At 69.2% G+C, this 18104-nt stretch carries 19 protein-coding genes; 8 read left to right on the forward strand and 11 right to left on the reverse strand.

The features are described from left to right. Positions 1-65 precede the first annotated feature (65 nt). A complete protein-coding gene (locus ACMGFH_RS09455) occupies positions 66-920 on the forward strand; it encodes an NAD(+)/NADH kinase (RefSeq protein ID WP_415382812.1) in 855 nt (284 codons plus the stop codon). Positions 921-1009: 89 nt separating this feature from the next. Here ACMGFH_RS09455 and ACMGFH_RS09460 read toward each other — a convergent pair whose 3' ends face one another. Next, positions 1010-1297, reverse strand: coding sequence for a hypothetical protein (locus ACMGFH_RS09460; protein WP_415382813.1), 288 nt, complete (start codon positions 1295-1297; stop codon positions 1010-1012). 113 nt (positions 1298-1410) lie between these two features. Next, positions 1411-1992 carry a GNAT family N-acetyltransferase gene (locus ACMGFH_RS09465; RefSeq protein WP_415382814.1) on the reverse strand — a complete coding sequence of 194 codons (582 nt, stop codon included), beginning with the start codon at positions 1990-1992 and terminating at the stop codon, positions 1411-1413. A gap of 168 nt (positions 1993-2160) precedes the next feature. On the opposite strand from ACMGFH_RS09465, the gene ACMGFH_RS09470 reads away from it, so the two are divergent. After that, positions 2161-4200: an AMP-binding protein gene (locus tag ACMGFH_RS09470; protein WP_415382815.1), complete on the forward strand. Its 2040-nt coding sequence runs from the start codon at positions 2161-2163 to the stop codon at positions 4198-4200. Positions 4201-4231: 31 nt separating this feature from the next. On the opposite strand, the gene ACMGFH_RS09475 is transcribed toward ACMGFH_RS09470, so the two are convergent. The 7 genes from ACMGFH_RS09475 to ACMGFH_RS09505 form a co-directional block, all read right to left on the reverse strand. Then, the gene (locus ACMGFH_RS09475) at positions 4232-5593 is read right to left on the reverse strand and encodes a hypothetical protein (protein WP_415382817.1); all 1362 of its coding nucleotides are present in this window, start codon (positions 5591-5593) and stop codon (positions 4232-4234) included. Between the two features lie 56 nt (positions 5594-5649). Beyond that, on the reverse strand, positions 5650-6882 hold the full coding sequence (locus ACMGFH_RS09480) for a hypothetical protein (protein ID WP_415382818.1): 1233 nt from the start codon (positions 6880-6882) through the stop codon (positions 5650-5652). 29 nt (positions 6883-6911) lie between these two features. Next, positions 6912-8207 (reverse strand): double zinc ribbon domain-containing protein, encoded by a 1296-nt coding sequence (locus tag ACMGFH_RS09485; protein WP_415382819.1) that lies wholly within the window; start codon positions 8205-8207, stop codon positions 6912-6914. Between the two features lie 108 nt (positions 8208-8315). Next, a complete protein-coding gene (locus ACMGFH_RS09490; RefSeq protein WP_415382820.1) occupies positions 8316-9437 on the reverse strand; it encodes a PP2C family protein-serine/threonine phosphatase in 1122 nt (373 codons plus the stop codon). After that, the gene (locus ACMGFH_RS09495; RefSeq protein WP_415382822.1) at positions 9434-10681 is read right to left on the reverse strand and encodes a protein kinase domain-containing protein; all 1248 of its coding nucleotides are present in this window, start codon (positions 10679-10681) and stop codon (positions 9434-9436) included. The genes ACMGFH_RS09490 and ACMGFH_RS09495 overlap by 4 nt, the downstream gene beginning before the upstream one ends. After that, positions 10678-11871, reverse strand: coding sequence for a vWA domain-containing protein (locus ACMGFH_RS09500; protein WP_415382823.1), 1194 nt, complete (start codon positions 11869-11871; stop codon positions 10678-10680). Before ACMGFH_RS09500 ends, ACMGFH_RS09495 begins: the two co-directional genes overlap by 4 nt. Before the next feature lie 99 nt (positions 11872-11970). Continuing rightward, positions 11971-12102 (reverse strand): hypothetical protein, encoded by a 132-nt coding sequence (locus ACMGFH_RS09505; protein ID WP_415382824.1) that lies wholly within the window; start codon positions 12100-12102, stop codon positions 11971-11973. A 386-nt stretch (positions 12103-12488) separates the two neighbouring features. Here ACMGFH_RS09505 and ACMGFH_RS09510 point away from each other — a divergent pair, with 386 nt between their 5' ends. The 5 genes from ACMGFH_RS09510 (at position 12489) to ACMGFH_RS09530 (ending at position 15914) form a co-directional block, all read left to right on the forward strand. Beyond that, complete coding sequence (locus ACMGFH_RS09510) at positions 12489-13493, forward strand: ABC transporter ATP-binding protein (RefSeq protein WP_415382825.1); 1005 nt, start codon at positions 12489-12491, stop codon at positions 13491-13493. Next, positions 13490-14338 carry an ABC transporter permease subunit gene (locus ACMGFH_RS09515; RefSeq protein WP_415382826.1) on the forward strand — a complete coding sequence of 283 codons (849 nt, stop codon included), beginning with the start codon at positions 13490-13492 and terminating at the stop codon, positions 14336-14338. Before ACMGFH_RS09510 ends, ACMGFH_RS09515 begins: the two co-directional genes overlap by 4 nt. Positions 14339-14557: 219 nt before the next feature. Beyond that, on the forward strand, positions 14558-15196 hold the full coding sequence (locus ACMGFH_RS09520; protein ID WP_415382827.1) for a hypothetical protein: 639 nt from the start codon (positions 14558-14560) through the stop codon (positions 15194-15196). Between the two features lie 3 nt (positions 15197-15199). Then, on the forward strand, positions 15200-15487 hold the full coding sequence (locus ACMGFH_RS09525) for a transcriptional regulator (RefSeq protein ID WP_415382828.1): 288 nt from the start codon (positions 15200-15202) through the stop codon (positions 15485-15487). Between the two features lie 253 nt (positions 15488-15740). Continuing rightward, positions 15741-15914, forward strand: coding sequence for a hypothetical protein (locus ACMGFH_RS09530; protein WP_415382829.1), 174 nt, complete (start codon positions 15741-15743; stop codon positions 15912-15914). Positions 15915-15956: 42 nt separating this feature from the next. Here the strand turns inward: ACMGFH_RS09530 and ACMGFH_RS09535 are convergent, their stop codons facing one another. Then, positions 15957-16322 (reverse strand): hypothetical protein, encoded by a 366-nt coding sequence (locus ACMGFH_RS09535; protein WP_415382830.1) that lies wholly within the window; start codon positions 16320-16322, stop codon positions 15957-15959. A gap of 236 nt (positions 16323-16558) precedes the next feature. Between ACMGFH_RS09535 and ACMGFH_RS09540 the strand changes: the two genes are divergently transcribed. Next, complete coding sequence (locus ACMGFH_RS09540; protein ID WP_415382832.1) at positions 16559-16864, forward strand: hypothetical protein; 306 nt, start codon at positions 16559-16561, stop codon at positions 16862-16864. 252 nt (positions 16865-17116) lie between these two features. Here ACMGFH_RS09540 and ACMGFH_RS09545 read toward each other — a convergent pair whose 3' ends face one another. Then, on the reverse strand, positions 17117-18088 hold the full coding sequence (locus tag ACMGFH_RS09545) for a phosphoadenosine phosphosulfate reductase family protein (protein WP_415382833.1): 972 nt from the start codon (positions 18086-18088) through the stop codon (positions 17117-17119). Positions 18089-18104: the final 16 nt, after the last annotated feature.

Consider the following 18104-nt stretch of genomic DNA (forward strand, 5'->3'; position numbering starts at 1 on the left):
CGGCCGGTCGGGCCGTCGAACGGCGAAGGGGTCGTTTATTGCGGTGGAGGGTCAAGTTCGGGCAGATGCGAGTCGGAATCGTCGGGCAGCGGGGCAACCGCCGCGCCGCGGCCATCGTCGCTGACCTGTACGAGCGCCTCGACGGCATGGGCGTGGACGTGGCCGTCGACGAGGAATCGGCGGCCGAGACCGCGGTGTGGCCGAGCGAGGACCCCGACCCGGCCGATCTGGGCGTGCCCGTCGACCGGATGAGCGACTGCGACCTCGTCGTGAGCATCGGCGGCGACGGCACGTTCCTGTTCGCCGCTCGCGCGGCGGGATCGACGCCGATCATGGGCGTCAACCTCGGCGAAGTCGGCTTTCTCAACGCCGTCTCCCCCGAGAACGCCGTCGACGCCGTCACGGCCGAAGTCGATGAGTACCAGGAGCGGGGCGCCGTCGAAACGCGGGACATGCCGCGCGTCGAGGCCAGCGGCGAGGGGTGGTCGCTGCCGCCGGCGCTGAACGAGGTGGTCGTGCAGGGCCCGCGGCGCGGTCACGGCGGCGGCGCGGCGCTGGAAGTGCGCGTCGACGGGTCGCTGTACACCAGCGGGCACGCCGACGGCGTCCTGATCGCGACGCCGACGGGGAGTACGGCGTACAACCTGAGCGAAGGGGGGCCGCTGGTGCATCCGAGCGTGTCCAGCCTCGTCCTCACGGAGATGTGCGGCGAGGAGTCGATGCCACCGCTGACCGTCGACGTCGACAGCACCGTGACCGTCCGCGTGACCGACGCGAGCGGGGGGTTCGTCGTCAGCGACGGGCGCGCGCGCCAGGCGCTGTCGGTCCCGGCGCAGGTGACGCTCGAGCGCGCCGAGGAGCCGGTCCGGATCGCCGGCCCGCCGCTGGATTTCTTCGCGGCGCTTGGCAAGATCGAGTGAGCGAAGCGGTCGGGAAATTGCGGCCATGGGACTGTGCCGACGCGTGATATCCGGAGAAGCGGGGACGAGCGGTGCGAGGACGTGGCGGATTACTTCTGGGCGGTCGTGTACAGGACGGGCGAGATCACCAGCAAGACGAGGCCGATCATCTTGTACTGGAGGATGCTGGTCAGGAGGCTCAGTTCCGCGGGCTCGTAGAGGCTACCGGGAGCGAGGAGGAAGAGCGCACCGAACGTGATGAGGTGTAGCGTCAGCAGTTTCCGGGACCGCTGGGTGGCGACAGCGAACAGTCCCAGGACGAACCCGACGATGAGCGCGTCGCCCAGATTCACCTTGAGCAGGAACCCGTCGATCACCTGCAGTGGGATCGGGAGCATTCTTGTCTCGAAACTGGCCGTGATACAATCATTAAACTTCCGTTCCCGCCCCGTTCGCGGCCCAGGCATCGACCCCCGATACCCGAACGTGTGCGAAGCGGACGACCCGCCGCTCACCGACCGGTGTCGTACTTGTAGGTCGCCTCGTCGGGATCGATCCCGAAGTCCTCGGGGCCTTCCTCGGGTTCAGTGTCTCCCTCCGCGGCGGCAGCGCCCTTGAACGCCTCGCGGAGTTGCGCCGGCATCTGGAACCGCTCGGGGTCGATCCGGACGGGGACCGCTTCGGGCGCGACGCCGTCGCGCTTCTCGCCGAGGCGCTCGCGCAACCGCCCGGGAAGCGTGGCCTCCTCGATGCGCTCGAAGCCGAACTGCGCGAGGTAGTCGGGCTGGTCGGTCAGCGAGTAGACGGCGTCGAAACCCTCGTCGCCGGCCGTCCTGACGAGTCGCTCGACGACGTGGGCGCCGACGCCCTGGTCGCGCCAGCCGTCGAGGACGCCGATGCTCGTCAGTTCGCAGACCTCGCCGTCGTCGGTCTTGTGCACGCGGTAGCGCCCGAACCCGGCTTTCACGTTGTCTCGCTCGTTTATCGCGATGACGTAGTCGCGCGAACGGAACGCTGTCTCGTCGAGTCCCATCGCCTCGATGTGGTCGAGCAGCCAGGCCTCGTCGCGGTTTTTCGCGTCCCGAACGTACATGTGCTACCCTCAGACGGCCACGTGAAAAGTACTTGCGGGCGTTCGAACACTCGTGTCGGGCCCGCTCGTCGACCGCCACCGCGGGCAGCAGTCCCGCGTCGCCGCCCAGCGACGGTCTGACACGATCGTCCGGGCAAGTAATTTGTGATAGCTGAGCGAACTTCGAGTATGGCGTCCGACTCACTGGCAGACATCGACGAGGTGGTCCACCGGCCGGATCGCGAGTTCGTCAAGTCGACGAACGTCTGGGAGTTCATGCAGGCATACGGCATCGACGACTACGCGGAACTCGTCGACCGGACGACGCGGGCGGACCCGGGGGAACCGGCCTCGGGCGTCGACTGGTTCTGGGACGTCGCGACCGACTACCTCGACGTGGACTTCTTCGAGCCGTACGACCGCGTTCGGGGCGACAGCGAGGGGCCCCAGTTCTCCGAGTGGTATCCCGGGGGAACGACCAACATCGCGCACAACGTTCTGGACCGCCACGCCGGCACTGACGTCGAGCGGCGGAACAAGGTCGCCTGCATCTGGGAAGGCGAACCCGTCGGAGCGAACGGCGAAGCGACAGAGATCCGCGAGGTCACCTTCCACGAGCTCCACCGCCAGTCGAACACGGTCGCGAACTACCTCACCTCGCGGGGGGTCGGCGTCGGCGACACGGTCGGGCTGTACATGCCGATGGTCCCCGAGGTCGTCTCGATCCTCTACGGCTGTTTCAAAGTCGGCGCGATCGCGGTCCCCATCTTCTCTGGGTTCGGCGTCGACGCGACCGCGACGCGCATCGACGACGCGGAGTGCGCCGTACTCTTCACTGGTGACGGCTTCTACCGTCGCGGGAGCGAGGTCCGCCTGAAGGGGACCGCCGACGAGGCCATCGACGAGGCCGGTTACGTCGAGGAAGTGGTCGTCTACGACCGACTCGGCACGAGATCGGAGGCGGACAGCGATCACGACATCCCGTGGACCGACGGCCGGGACCGCTGGTGGGAGGAGGCCGTCGCGACGCGGGACGACGCGTTCGAGACGCGCGAACTCGACGCGGACCAGGAGTCGATGCTCCTCTACTCGTCGGGCACCACCGGTGAACCGAAGGGCATCGTCCACACGCACGCCGGCGTGAACGTCCAGTGCGCCAAGGAACTGTACTTCGGCTTCGACCTGAAGCCTGCGGACCGGTTCTTCTGGGTGTCGGACATCGGCTGGATGATGGGCCCGTGGACGCTGATCGGCAACCACCACTTCGGCAACACCGTCTTCATGTACGAGGGTGCGCCGGACCACCCCGATCCCGACCGCTACTGGGAGATGATCGACCGCCACGGCATCACGCAGTTCGGCATCTCGCCGACCGCGATCCGGGCGCTGCGCAAACACGGGGACGAGTGGGTCGAGGACCACGACCTCTCGTCGCTCCGGCTCCTCGGCTCGACAGGCGAGCCCTGGGACCCCGAGTCGTGGGTGTGGTTCTACGAGCAGGTCGGCGGCGGCGAGGCGCCGATCATCAACATCTCGGGCGGAACGGAGATCTGCGGCTGTTTCCTGATGCCGATGCCGATCCAGAACCTCAAACCCTGCACGCTCGGCGGCCCGGGACTCGGGATGGACGTCGACATCGTCGACAGCGAGGGCGAGAGCGTCGCCGACGCGCACGAGCGCGGCTATCTCGTGGCTCGCGACTCCTGTCCATCGATGACGAAGTCGCTCTGGCAGGGCGACGAGCGCTACCTCCGCGAGTACTGGTCGACGTGGGAGGGGCTCTGGGACCACGGCGACTGGGCCCAGAAGGACGAAGACGGCTTCTGGTTCCTCCACGGCCGCTCCGACGACGCGCTGAACGTCGCCGGGCGGAAAGTCGGCCCCGCCGAGGTCGAGGGCGCTGCCATCGAACACGACGGCGTCAACCAGGCCGCCGCCGTGGGCGTCCCCGACGACACGACCGGGACCGCCGTCGTCCTCTACGTCGTCGCCGAGGACGGCTTCGAGGAAGGCGACGAACTGCGGGAGGAGATCAGGGAGCTGGTCGGCGAGGAACTCGGAAAGCCGTTCCGCCCGCGGGAGGTGCTGTTCGTCGACGCGTTCCCCAAGACCCAGAGCGGGAAGATCATCCGCCGCGCCATCCGCGGGACCTACACCGGCGAGGACCTGGGCGACATGTCCAGTATCGAGAACCCCGACGCGCTCGACGAGGTCGAAGCCGCTCGGTAGCGAGTGACCCTCTCCGCTCGGGGACTCCACGCTACAGATCGAACAGGTACGCCCGCCCAGCCCGGTCGTCGGCGCCGGTCGGCGCCCCGACGAGTGCCGTCCCGTCCGCGAGTTCGACCCCGAACCCGAACCCGTCGGCCGGGTGGCGCGACTCACCGACGAGCCGCATCGTCCGTTCCAGCCCGCCCTCCGTGTACTCCAACCCGACGACCTCGCCCGCCGCGTCGTCGTGTGGGAGTCCGACGAGGACGGTCGTCCCCTCGACCGCGAGCCCGGAGATGTGGTCCGGCTCCTCGGGCTTGTCGGGCGGGGCGAACGTCGCTCGCTCGGTCCACCCCTTCGCGGTCCGCTCGAAGACGTAGATGGGGTCGGTTTCGTCGTGATCTGTCGCGGCGACAACGGCGATGTCGCCGTCGAGGGCGACCAATCCCCCGAAACCGGTGTTGTCGGCGTCGATCGAGAGCGTCGTCTCCCGGTCCCAGGTGCCGTCCGAGCGCTCGTAGACGAACACCCTCCCGTCCCAGTCGTGCTCGTCGCCCCCTGCCGGCGCGCCGACCATGAACGTCTCGTCGGAGACGGCGAGCCGCCGACCGAACAGGTTGTTCGTCTCGCTGCCGAAGGCCGCGACCTGTGACCAGTCGTCGCCCGACCGCTCGAAGACGAAGACGTCGCCCCGCCAGTGGCGCATCGGCTCCGGGTCTTGGACGGCCCCGACGACCAGCGTCCCGTCGTCGTGGGCGACCGACTTGCCGAAATCGAAGTAGCCGTCTTCGGGCGGGTCGGTCGGAGTTATCCGTTCCCGACGGGACCACTCCTCGCCGTCGCGCTCCACGACGTCGACGGCGCCGTCTTCCCCGAACGGCCCGTAGCCGAGAAACGCCGTCTCGCCGTCGAGTGCGATCGACGACGAGTATTCCGAGTACCCTCGCCCGTCCTTCTGTGACGACAGCGTCGCCGTCCGCTCCCACCCGTCGTCGCGCGACTCGAAGACCGAGAGCGAGTCCCAGTGGACGCCGACCAGCGCGACGTCGGACGACAGCGCCACCGGCGCCCCGAACCACTGCGGATGCGGTTCGGAAGACGGCGTCAGCGCCGCGGTCTCGACCCGTTCAAACGGTGGAGTTCCGGTCGGCGTCGGAGTGGCCGTCGCAGTGTCCGTCGGCGGCGGGGTGTCGGTTGGAGTATCCGTCGGCGTCGCCCGCCGTGTCGGAGTCTTCCCCGGTGCGGTCGGACCGGCCGGGGTCGACGAGACATCGCCCTCCGCCGTGAGCGTCGCCGCAGGGGTGCGCGTCGGCGTGTCCTCCGATTCACCCGAGAAGACGCCGTTACAGCCCGCGAGACCGGCCGCCGGCGACACGGCGATCCAGCGGAGGAGGGCACGTCTGGAGACCATCTATCGAGTCAACAGAACGGAACGTGATAAGACCGGGTGGTGTCGATGCTCCCGTCTCAGTCGCGGTCGAGCACGGCGTTGCAGTTCGGACAGTTCGTGTGGCCCGCGTCGGCCGCGTAGGTCTCCCCGCAGATGGGGCAGAACTCGTTTTTCGTCGCGTCCTCCCCCACGGTCCGAGTCGCATCCGGCCCGCCGGACCGACTCGCGTCCCCGGCCGCGACCGGGTCCTCGGCGTCGGCCGGCGGCGTGAACACCCGCGTCTGGCTGACGTTCTCGGCCTGTTCGGCGTCGTCGACGCTGGCACTGTTACCGTTCGCCGAGGCGGTCTCCGCGGTCGAACCGCCGCCGCCCGGCGAGGAGTCTGCGGCGGCGTCCGTCGGGGACGAGCCCTGTTCGCTCGGTTCGACCTCGGTGTCACCGCCGCCGCCGTCCGAGGCGGTCCCCATCGCGAGGCGGTCGGAGGTGCCTGGCTGGACGACCTGCGGATAGCGCTGGCCGGCCCGGATCGCCGACCGCGGCACGTCGGGGCGGCGGATGCGGACGACCAGGCTCGCGAACAACTGGACCCAGACGTACGCCAGGGCGAGCACCGCCGGCGTCGCCACGGCCGCCAGGGGCAGCGCCGGCGCGGAGACGCCGGCGCGGCTCACCGTCCCGAACGCGATGTCGGCGACGCCGTACCGGGCCGCGACGGCCTCGACCAGCGCCGTCTGGCCGGCGAGCGACGACGCGAGCGTCACCGTCGCCGTCGCGGCGACGGCCGCGGAGACGAACAGCAGCCCCTGGAGCAGCCGCGGGACCGAAAACGAGTAGACGCGGTAGCCGTAGGCGACGGTCCGCACGAGCAGGAGCGTGTTCGCGACGGCGAGCGCGGCGAGGACGTACCACGTCGCGACGCCGCGGACCGCGCCGACGGCGACGGCGGCGATCAGGAGCACGAGCGGCGGGACGAGCGCGACCAGCGGCCGGTCGAACCGGTAGCACTGCTCGACGTTCCCGCGCAGGTTCGTGATGTTCCCGACGACGTAGCGGACGGCCGCGGCCGACGGGAGGAGGACCCAGAGGACGGCGTAGGTCACCGCGAGCGCGGCGGCCTCCGTCGACCAGGGATCGATCGAGTACGAGCCGACGGCGAGGTCGGCGACCTGGTCGACGGCGGCGCCGGTGCCGGCCAGCCAGATGAGGTAGCCGACGCCGCCGACGAGGATTCCGAGGAAGAGCCACCGCTCCTCGTCTCCGAGGAGGCGGATCGACCTGCCGAGTTCGCGTCTGGTGTCTCTGGTGTCCATGCTGGGTCGTCCGTCCGCTGTCGACCGCCTCAGGGCGCCTGGACGCGCATCGTCGCGACGCCGGAGAGTTCGATTCGATCGCCGGGCGAGACGGGGACCCGGTCGCCCTCGTCCAGCGACCCGCCGTTCACCACGGTCGGGTTCTGTCCGAGCGCGACCAGGTGGAACTGCCCGTCCTCGCGGACGAACTGGACGTGTTCGCGGTGGATGCTGAGCGCGTCGTCCTCGTCGCCACCGGTGTTCATGACGATGCTGCGGATCGTTCGACCGACCGTATCCCCGTCCCACACTTGAACTTCGCGGTTACGCACGACGAGGAGCAGCGATTCCGGCCCCTCGTCGCCCGAATCGTCGGATACCTCCGACGACGCGGCGTCGACCGCTCGACCCGCCGCGCCCGCACCGGCGTCCGCGTCGGCCGCTGCGCCCGCATCCGCGTCGGCCCCGGTGTCGGCCCCGGCCGCGTCCGCCGGCGCGTCCCGGTCTTCGGCCGGCGCGGCTGCGGACGCTCCGGTTTCGGCCGCCGGTTCGTCGTCGGTTGCGGGTTCCTCGTCGGCCGCCGCGCCCGCCTCGACATCGCCGGAGCGGTGGGCGTCCAGATCCTCGCCGCAGGTCGCACAGAAGTTGTCCTCCGGGTCAACGTCCCCGTCGCACTCGGGGCACGCGGTCAACGGCCCCGGTTCGAGCGCGGAGACGTCCTCGCCGCAGGTCGCACAGAAGTTGTCGTCGGCGCCGACGGACTCGCCACAGCTCGGGCACGATAGTTCCTCGGTAGCCGAGTCGGTGGCCCCGCCGACTTCGGACCGCTCGTCTTCCGGGGACTCGGCCGCTTCGGCGGTCTCGGGGTCTCCCCCGGACTCGACCGCTTCGGCGGTCTCGTCGGCCTCGGACGAGCCGTCCGAGTCGGGCGAATCCGACTCGTCGTCTGCGCCGGACGCCTCGACCGACGGGACCGCCTGTCCGCTGTCGGATGCTGACTCGCCGTCGGCCCGGCCGTCGTCACCCGGCTCCGGGGGTTCTCCGGCGGGCTTCGACGCCGTCGACTGGTCGGGGGCCGACTCCGCGTCAGGGATCTCCTCCTCCACGTCAGAGGGCGCCCCAGCGACCTGCTCGGCGTCGTCGGTCTCGGTCTCGGTCGCGGCGTCGTCCGGGCCCGTCTCCCCGGGCGCGCCCTCGTCTTCGGTCTCTTCGTCCCCGGCCGCGGCCGCGGCTTCGTGTTGCCATTCCCCGCAGTCCGAGTTCGTACACCAGCCCCCCGCGGCGGTCGGGTCGAACGCCTCCCCGCAGAGGGGGCACTCGACCGACTCGCTCGTGCTGTGCGACATAGCTGTCGGCATATGCAGGCCGGTCATGAAAACAGTTACCCTCACTCGCCCACCGTCACCGGATTCCTGACAACAGTCGGACCGGAACGACCGCGACCGGGCCGACGGTCAGTCGCTCTCGCCGAGGACCGTCTCGCGGTCTTCGAGCGCTGGTTCGGCCCCCGCGGCGCGCGGCGGCGGGTCGTCGGGCGTCGCCGGAAGCGTCCCGTCGCGCAGCAGGACCGTGGAGAGGTTGTCCTTGCCCCCGCGGTCGTTCGCCAGGTCGACCAGCCCGGTCGCGGCGGCCTCGAGCGACGACGCCGAGAGGACGGCGTCGCGGATCTCCTCGTCCGTCACGGCGCGGTCGCGGACCACCGCGGCCATCTCCTCGTCGCGGCCGGCCTCGACGTACCACTCGTAGAGCTTCGCCGCCTCGGTCTGGGCGTCGACGAGGCCGTCGCTCGTGACGAGCACCACGTCCTCGCGGTACAGCGGGACAGTCGACGTCTCGACGTTCACCGTCGCCGTCTCGGGGTCCTCGCGGCCGCTCCCGCCGACCGCGCGCGTGATCTCGTTGCCGCGAGGGTGGACCAGCGCCTCCACGTCGTCGATCTGGCCGGCGTCTCGCAGGCGCTGGACGACGGCGTGGTCGGTCGTGAGCGGGAGGATCTCGTCGCGCGCGGCGTTGACGAGGTACGCCCGGCTGTCGCCGACCCAGCCGTAGTGCAATGAACCCCCGACTATCACGCCGGCGACGACCGTCGCGTGGGCCTGCTGGCCGCTCTCGGCCGCGTACTCGAGCACTTCACGGTGGGCGGCGACGATCGCCTCTGCGACCGCCGATTCGAGGTCGGCCGCTCGCGGCGTCGTCGGCACCGACTCCTCGACCGCGACGCCGAACCCCCCCGGGTCGCTTCGAGCGGCGCTGACGGCGGTGCTCGCGAGGTGCTCGCAGACGGCCGTCGTCGCGATGTACGACGCCGCGTCGCCGGCGTCGTGGCCGCCCGCGCCGTCCGCGAGCGCGAACACCGCTGTGCCGCGGTTCACCGCGTCGTCGACCGTCGCCGTCCGGTCGGTCGCGTCCCCCGATTCGTCCCCTTCGTCTCGGTCGTCGGCGCTCGCGCGGTCGCGTTCGTAGCCCAGGAACCCCTCGCGGTGGCCCTGTTCGAACACGGAGACGGCGACGCTGTCCTCGTTGATGCCGCCGTCGCGCTTGCGGTCGCCGACGTCGTAGTGTGTCGCGTAGTTCATGCCTGATCACTCTCGAACTCGAACGTGACGCCGTAGCTCGGGTGGACGAGGGCGATCAGGTCCCCGTCGCGAAGTCCGTAGAGCTCCGGCGGCACCTTCCCCTCCCGGTCCGTCGCGTCTTCGCCGGACGCTTCGAGGCGCTCCCGGCCCTCCTCGCTGAGGACGCGCTGCCAGCCGTTGCCGGTCTGGACGTAGGTCCCGTTGAGGCTGCGGTCGCGGATGAACCACTCGCCGTCCGCGTCCGTGTCGAACTGGACCTGCACCGTCGAGATGTACTCGCCGTCGTCCTCCACGACGATGGACGAGCGCGGGCCATCCGCGTAGCGTCGGCCGATCGTGTCCCCCGGATAGACGGTGTAGGACTCGTCTTCCTGGGTGTATCGCACCGTCGCAGCCGGCGGCGGCGTCGGATCCCTGGCTTCGAGCACCCGCTTCATCGCGGTCGCGTTGCGGTAGCGGTTCTCGTAGTCGGTCTGGGTCGCCATCTCGACGATCTCGGCCAGGTAGGGCTCGCACTCCGCGCCGAAGTCGCGCGGGTCGACGCCGTCCTTGCGCGGGACCGTTCCCTTGAGCAGGTAGAGGAGGATCTTGCCGACCGAGTACACGTCCGACCACGGACCCTGTCGCATCTCGGTCTGGTCGGCCTCGGCGACCTCCCTTGGCTTGTACGGACCGACGATGGTCGTCTGGTCGACGGACTCGTCGCCGGCATCGGCGCCCGCGGTGAAGCCCGTCGCGGTGTTGAAGTCGATGAGCACCGGCGTCACCGTCCCCCCGCGGTGGGTGATCATCACGTTGTCGGGCTTCAGGTCCCGGTAGACGATCTCGTTCTCGTGGAGGAAGCTCATCGCGTCGCAGAGGTCGATGCCGATCTGGCGGACCTCCTCGATGTCGTCGAGCGGGCCGGTCCGCCGGATCGCGTCGTCGAGTTCGTAGCCGTCGACGAGTTCGACCACGAGGACCGAGGTCCCGTCGTCGTCGGCCACGCCGAGCAGCGACATGACGTTCGGGTGGCCCCCGACCGCTCGGATGGCTTCGAGCGTCTCTGCCTCCTTCTCGAAGTACGCCGTGACGATGTCGCGGTCGTTCTGGCTCCCCGCGTAGTTGGGGTACTTGACCGCCACGGACTCGCCGGTCCTGGTGTCGGTGGCGCCGAAGACCTTCGCGAACCCGCCCTCGCCGATCACCTCGCCGAGCTCGTAGCGGCCGACGACCAGATCCCCCTGCGACGGCGCGGCCGTCATTCTATCCGGGAGTCGTCGACGATCCTGGTCGCGTCGTTGCGCTCCTCGCGGCCGCCCTCGCTGACGAGACGGGTCTGGCGCTTGGCCTCCTCGACGACAGCGGTGTCCTCGCCGTGGATCCGGGTCATCTTCTCGACCTGCGTCTCGGCCTCCGCGACGTTGCCCTTCCCGAGTTCCGTCCGGACGACCGTCTGGCGGTGGTCCAGAGACACCGACTCGTTGTGTTCGGCGAGTTTGGCGTTGTCGTCGGTGTACGCGGCGGCGATGCGGTCGGAGGCTTCCCGGCCGGACGCCGTGAGCGTCACGTCGACCAGGGGGGCCTCGCCGAGTTTGTCGCGGGGCGGGGCGTGGACCTTGAGGACGACCCGCTGGTTCTCGCGCTCGGCGAGGTCGGGCAGCGGGACGCGCGCGGCGTTGCCGCGCCAGTCCACGTCGACCTCCTGGGCCTGCGGGAGCGCCCGGTACACTTCGCTCACCTCGACGCCGGGTGCGGCGTCGAGTTCGAGGCTAGCGTCGGTCGCGACGACCGACTGTGCCTGCTCGACGGCGGCGCCGAAGAACGACTCGATGTCACCGGGCGATTCGAGGTGAGTCCACTCGCCGCGGGCGGTCGTTCCGAGCGTTCGAATGGTCTCCTCGTCGTAGTCGGTGCCGATACCGGCCGAGAGGATGCGGATGCCCGACCCGTCGATGTCCCTCGCGAGGTCGCGGAAGTCCGCGGGCTCGTGGGAGTTGTCCTTGCCGTCCGAGAGCAGGAGGACCCGGCGGACGGCGTCGTCGGTCTCGGGGCGATAGCCCAGCGAGTCGAGCGCGGTCCTCGCGGTGTCGAGGCCGTCGTACATGTCGGTGCCGCCGCCGGCGCCGAGGTCGTCGACGTGGCTCATCGCCGCCTCGCGGGAGGTCTCGCGCCACTGGGTCGGTCGCATGACGACCGACGCGTCGGAGTCGAACGCGACGATACCCACGTAGTCGTCGGGTTCGAGCAACCCGAACACCCACGAGGCGCCCTCGCGGGCCTGGTCGAGTTTCGCGCCGTCCATCGACCCGCTGGTGTCCAGACAGAGGACGATGTGGCGCTCGCTCACCCCCGATCCCGTCTGTGCACCCGGTTCGACGTCGACCGTCGCCGTCAGCGTCGTCCCGTCGGCGGGCACGTACGGCCGGTTGACGTCGGTCTCGATTGCTACCATCGTTCCCCCAGTTGCTCCGGTCCCGTATGTACTTTTATCCGACGCGTCGGGCGGATCCGCTCGCGCGGGTGACCCGCCCCGGCTTCCCCGAACCGGCCCCTACGCGAACAGACTCTGGATCACGTCACCGAATCGCAGTAGCATGATACCGCCGACCAGCATCGCGAGCAGCCACAGGAACGTGATTATCACGCTCCTCCGCACGAACGGGTCCTCGATCCAGGTTGCCATACCACACACTACGCGCGCCGGGGCTCAAAAAGACTCGCGTCGGTTCGACGGCCGAAGGGGAGCACCGACGAATGGCGGCGGACAGCATCGATATCGACCGGCGATAGCGTCGCTGCCCGCGTAGTCGCGCAATCATCCGTGTCGTCCGACCCCCACGTCGACGGCCGGGCGCTCCGTCGCAAGCCGGGCTTTGCATCGCAAACGCTACTTTGTGTCGCAAATTTACTTTCCAACGCAAACTTTATTGGGTCGGAAACTAGTTTCCGAACTGTGGCAATGTCCCGTCCAGTTCAGTCCCCGCGCTCGCTGCACAGTCGAACGACCGACCGAGTCACCCGGCGAGGGCGCGCCAGTCGACAGCCCGATCAGTCGGAGGTGTCCATCCGGTGAGCGCCGTCGAAATCGAGGGCGTGAGCAAGCGGTTCGGAGACGTAACGGCGGTCGAAGACCTCTCGCTGACGGTCGGGCAGGGCGAGGTGTTCGGCTTCCTCGGGCCGAACGGCGCCGGGAAGTCGACGACGATCAACGTGCTGCTGGGATTCCTGAAACCGACCGCGGGATCCGCCCGCGTGCTCGGGACGGACGTGACCGAAGATGCCCGTGCGGTCCGCGAACGCGTCGGGCTCCTCCCGGAAGCGTTCGACGGCGTCCCGAATCTCAGCGCCCGCGAACACGTCGAGATCGCGATCCGGACCAAGGGGACCGACGACGACCCCGACGCGATCCTCGACCGCGTCGGACTGGACCCCGACGACGCCCGGCGCCCCGCCGACGACTACTCGACAGGGATGCACCGGCGGATGGGGCTCGCGATCGCCCTCGTGGGCGAACCGGACCTGATCGTCCTCGACGAGCCCTCCGCGGGGCTGGACCCTAACGGCGTCCAGCTGGTCCGCGAGATCGTCCGCGAGGAGGCCGAGCGCGGCGCGACCGTCTTCTTCTCCAGCCACATCCTGGACGAGGTCGAGCGCGTCTCCGACCGGGTCGGAATCATGCAGGACGGGCGGCTCACCGCCGTCAACTCCGTCGAGAACCTCCGCGCCGAACTCGGAATGGGCGCCGTCGTCGAGGCGATCGTCGACGATCCCGTGGACCCCGCCCCCGTCGCGGCGCTCGACGGCGTCACGGACGTGTCGGTCGCCGACTCGACCGTCCGCGTGGCCTGCGCGACACCGCGGGCGAAGATGCCCGCGCTCCGCGAGATCGACCGGGAGACGACCGTCGCAGACGTGACTATCGAGGAGGCCTCGCTGGAGGACCTGTTCGAAGCGTACACGGCGGGCAGTGGGAGCGGCAACGGTGACGCCGACGGGGCCAGTACCGGCGCCGACGGGCGCACTGGGGACGGATCCAGCGAGCGCGCCGCGGCCAACGGGGGTGAACCGGCGTGAGCGCGGTGACCGTCGCGCGAGCGGACTTCCTGAGTATCCGCCGGTCGTCCGTCGTCGTCGGCGTGGTCGGGACGTTCGCGATGATCGTCGGGCTGGCGTTTCTCGGGTCGAGCGAGGTGCATCCCCACCCGGTCAGGACGACCTGGGGCTTCGCGGCGCTCGTCGCGTGGGCGTTCCCGCTCCTGCTCGCGCCGCTGTCGTACCTCGCCGTCGCCGGCGACCGGACTCGCGGGACGATCACTTACCACCTCGGGCTCCCGAACTCGCGCGCCGAGTACTTCGCGGGCAAGTACGCCACCCGCGCGGCCGTCGCCGCCGCGACGATGGCGGTCGGCGTCGCGGTCGCGTTCGCCGTCGCGCTCGCGACCTACGAGCACGGGCCCGACCCCATTCGCTTCCTGTCGCTCGGTGCCGTCTCGGTCCTGTTCGCCCTCTCGATGGCGGGGATCTTCGTCGCCGTGTCGGCCGCGGTCGCTTCGCGCTCCCGGGCGATGATCGGCGTCCTCTTCGCGTACTTCGTCCTCTCGGCGTTCTGGATAGGTCCGTTGCCCGCCCTGAATCTCGGGACCGCGCTGGACGCCGTCGCGTCGCTCCCGGGCGTGACGATCGCGGAGTCGACGCGGGCGCTGGTCGGCTCGCTCTCCCCCGCCGGCGCGTACTTCAACACCCTGCCGGAGCTGGTGTGGGCCGACGCGCCCGGCCAGTACGAGGTGTTCGCGCAGTTCGAGGACACGCCCGACTACCTGGCCTACGAGCCCTGGTTCAACGTCGCGGTGATGGTCGTCTGGACCGTCGGCGCGCCGCTCGCCGGGTACCTGCGCTTCCGCGGGGCCGAACTCGGGTGACCGGGCGGCCCCGTTCCAGCGGCGGTCCCCGCTGGCGCTTCCGGAATCGACTTACCGGCCCTCCGACAACGTCGGGCCAACGGCCGCCGAACGCAGCCATGACAGACCAGCGAACCCACGTCCGTCAGTCAGCGCCGTTCGTCGCACAGCCACCCGCTCCCGCGAGCGACCCGGCCGTCGACGGCGCGACAGCCGCCGTCGGAGTCCGGGGTGGTCGCGGTGAGTGACGCGACCGAGGACGTCGACCCCGAAGAGCTCCAGCGACAGCTCTCGGAGATCAAGGGCGCGATGGGCCTGACCGAGCAGTATCCCGGACGGGCGCGGCTGTGGCTGCTCGTCGGATTCATCATCGGCGGCGCCGCGGTGCTGACGCAGGCGACGTTCTTCTACTACCGGACGCTCGGAGCCACCGCGTACACCGCGATCTGGGTCGGCTTCGTCGCCGTGGCCGTCGCCGCTTCGTGGTGGATGGCGTCGCGGCTCCCGAGTGCGCCCGCGCCCGAGACCGCCCCCAGCTGGCGGGCGGTGTTCGGATCCCTCGCGCTGTTCCTCGCCGCCGGCGCCGGCGTCGCGGGTGACGCCGCGCGGCAGGTCCCCGGGCTGGACCGGGCGCTCCTGTACTTCGGGCTCGTCATCGCGACCATCGGCCTCGGGCTGCTGGTGACCGGCGCCGTGCTCGCGAGCTATCGGGTCCGCCGTCGTGACAGGCTGGTCTTCTACGTCGGGGGCGCGTGGGTTCTCGTCTACGCCTCGTGGCTCCCCTACGTCCAGATCCTCCGCTGGGTCGGCGTCGGGCTCTTCGGCATCCTCTTCGCCCTGTACGCGATAGCTGCCTACGTGTATCTGACGCGGGCCTGACTCATGGACTTCGACAAACTCGTCCACCAGCCGACCCGGTTGCAGATCTTCGCCCACCTCTACCAGCACGGCGAGACGAGTTTCCCCGACCTCAAGGAGGCGCTGGACGTCACCGAAGGGAACCTCGCCAGCCACATCGGGAAGATGGAGGACGCCGACTGCGTCGCCGTCGAGAAGCAGTTCGTCGACCGCAAGCCCCAGACCACCTACGAGCTCACCGACCTGGGCCGCGAGAAGTTCGAGGAGCACATCGGAACCCTGGAAGCGCTGATAGACGATCTCGACGGGTGAGGCCCGCGAGCGAACGCGAGCGGCTTTTTGTCCCAGCTTTTTGGCCGAGCGGGTCGCGAACTGCGAGGCGCGACCGAATGGGAGCGCCTCGGTGGCGAGCGGCGAAGCCGCGAGCCGTGAGCGACCCCGAGGCGAAAAAGATGGTCGCCAGGAACACATCGGAACCCTGGAAGCGCTGACAGACGATCTCGACGGGTAACCGCCGCTTACACCGGTCGTCAGGTATATCCGTCCATAAATCAAAGAAAAAATGATGGAATACAAGGAGCCGCTCGAGGATACGCAGCAGACGCTCACTGAGCACCTCGACGCGGCGCTCGACAGTGCTACCGACGAGACGGCCGTCTTCCACCTCCGGCAGGCCAGGCAGATGGCTGCCGACCTCCCGACGCTGGTCGCCGAGAAGAGCGACGAAGAGACAGACTAACGCCGGGATAGACCGACCCGAGTCGCGACGACTCTCCGAACGCTACTCCCCGTCGAGCGACGCGTCGGGCAGGAGCCCGCGAACCGAGGCGCCGAGCGGGCCGGTGACGAGCGGGACGACGACGCCGACCAAGAGGATCGACCCCATCGCGAGCGATTCGGCTGCCTCGGGCCACTCTGGCGACGACCGGTCCGGGGGCTCGGCCGGTCGCCACCAGACCCGCGCGTTCGCCCCGACCTTCTTCGTCCGGAGTCGGCCGCGGTCGACGAGGCGGTCCAGCCGACCGTACGTCGCTCGTCGACCGAGGTCCAGTCGCTCCGCGATCTCCGTCGTCGTCTGCGGTTCCCCCGACTCGTCGAACAGCGCCAGCGTCGTCCGCATCACGTCCGTCAGCGGTCCCCCTGCCATTACCCACGGCAGGCGTCCCCGAAGCATGAACCCTCCGTCGCCGGAACACACGACCGTTCGAGTCGAGTCGCCGAACGAGACAGATCCCGTCGATCGCGAGGGCAGTCACGTTCGGCCGACGGGAACGTGTCTGGGCGCCTTGCCGACTTCGACCACCTAATTGATTATGGCGTGAGCTTACGGTGGCACGGAATCTCTGGAGAGATACACCACTACGATACACTGGTGACCCCCATATGTCTCAGACCACCACCGAATTCAGACCCGGTTTCGCGGCGACCGCCGACCTGAACGATACCGAGCTGTTCGGCGTCCTCTCGGATCGACGACGACACCTGTCGCTCGACTTGCTCGACGAACGAACCACGCCGATCGGCCTGCGCGAACTCGCGATGGGAATTCTCGCCCGTGAGGGCGGCGACCCGGACGACATCGAAGCGGTTCGGTCCGTGGAGATCGCGCTCCACCACAAGCATCTGCCGAAACTGGACGCGCTCGGTGTCCTCGATTACGACCGAGACGAGAAGCGGATACCGCCGTAAGCTCCGTCGACGCCCGACGCGTCGCGCTCTGCCAGGTTCCCGCCCGGCCCGATTTGTCTGCTCCGTCCGGTTCGCTCGGCTCGCTTGGCTCGCCCGATTCCTCCGCTTTTCCTCGTTCGGCTTCGAGGGCGTCGAGCCGACCGTCACCCACGCCGGTTCGCTCTGCCGCCGCGAACCCCGCCGCCAGAGCGGCCGCTGTGAACCGAACTGGATCGAAGAGAAGTCGCGGTGAACGCTGGTTCCCGGGCGGCGTTACATGTAGCCGAGGTCGCGCAGGCGCTCCATCAGGTCCTCTTTGTCCTGAGCGCGGCCCGCGCGCTCGGTCGTCGAGTCGAGGTCTTGCTGCCAGGCCGGTTCCTCGGCGGCCTTGTCAGTGCTGACTTCGGAGCCGAGCGAGCGGAACCCGGCGAAGTACTTCGGCGAGACGGGGATGTCCTCCTGCTCGATGCCCTCGGGGAGGTCGTCGTCGGTCTCGGGGACGTATCCCTCCTCCGGGAAGTCCTCGACCGTGTCGGGGACGACGAAGTTCCAGAAGGCCTCCCAGACGGCGGCCTCGTCGAACTGGAGGATGGTCTGGACGCGGTCGTGGGGCGGGTAGATGTCCGGGTCGTGGCGCGGCGAGAAGAACGTCTCGTCGGCGCGGGACTCCTGCTCGTCCCAGCGGATGCCGGAGATGATGCCGTCGACGTCGTGCTCCTCGATGGCGTCGTTGAGCGCGACGGTCTTGAGCAGGTGGTTGCCCACGTAGGTGTCCAGCAGGAACGGGAACGTGTCCTCCTCGTACTCGAGGATGTCGCGGACGTGGTGCTGGTTGTGTTCGGAGAGCTCGTCGATCGGGATGTCGTCGCCCGGTTCGAGGCCGTGCTCGTCGACGTAGTCGCCCACGTCGGTGTTCCGGGCCCAGATGACTTCCAGGTCCCACTCGTCGGCCCAGTGTTCGACGAAGTCGATCAGCTCGTCGAAGTGCTGGTAGTGGTCGATGAAGACGACCGGCGGGACCTCCAGGTCGAACTGCTCGGCGACCTCCTTGACGAAGTACAGCGTGAGCGTCGAGTCCTTGCCGCCCGTCCACATGACGACCGGGTTCTCGTACTCTTCGAGGCCCTGTCGAGTGACCTCGATGGCCTTCTCGATCTTGTCGTTGACGTGCGGGTAGTCGGCAGGGTCCTCGCCTTCGCCGTCGGTGTAGTCGACGTTCAGGTAGTCGGGGAAGTCTGCTGACATCGGTAATTACATCTCA

Origin of the sequence: Halosimplex rarum (genome assembly GCF_047715405.1) — an archaeon.
GTDB classification, from domain to species: domain Archaea; phylum Halobacteriota; class Halobacteria; order Halobacteriales; family Haloarculaceae; genus Halosimplex; species Halosimplex rarum.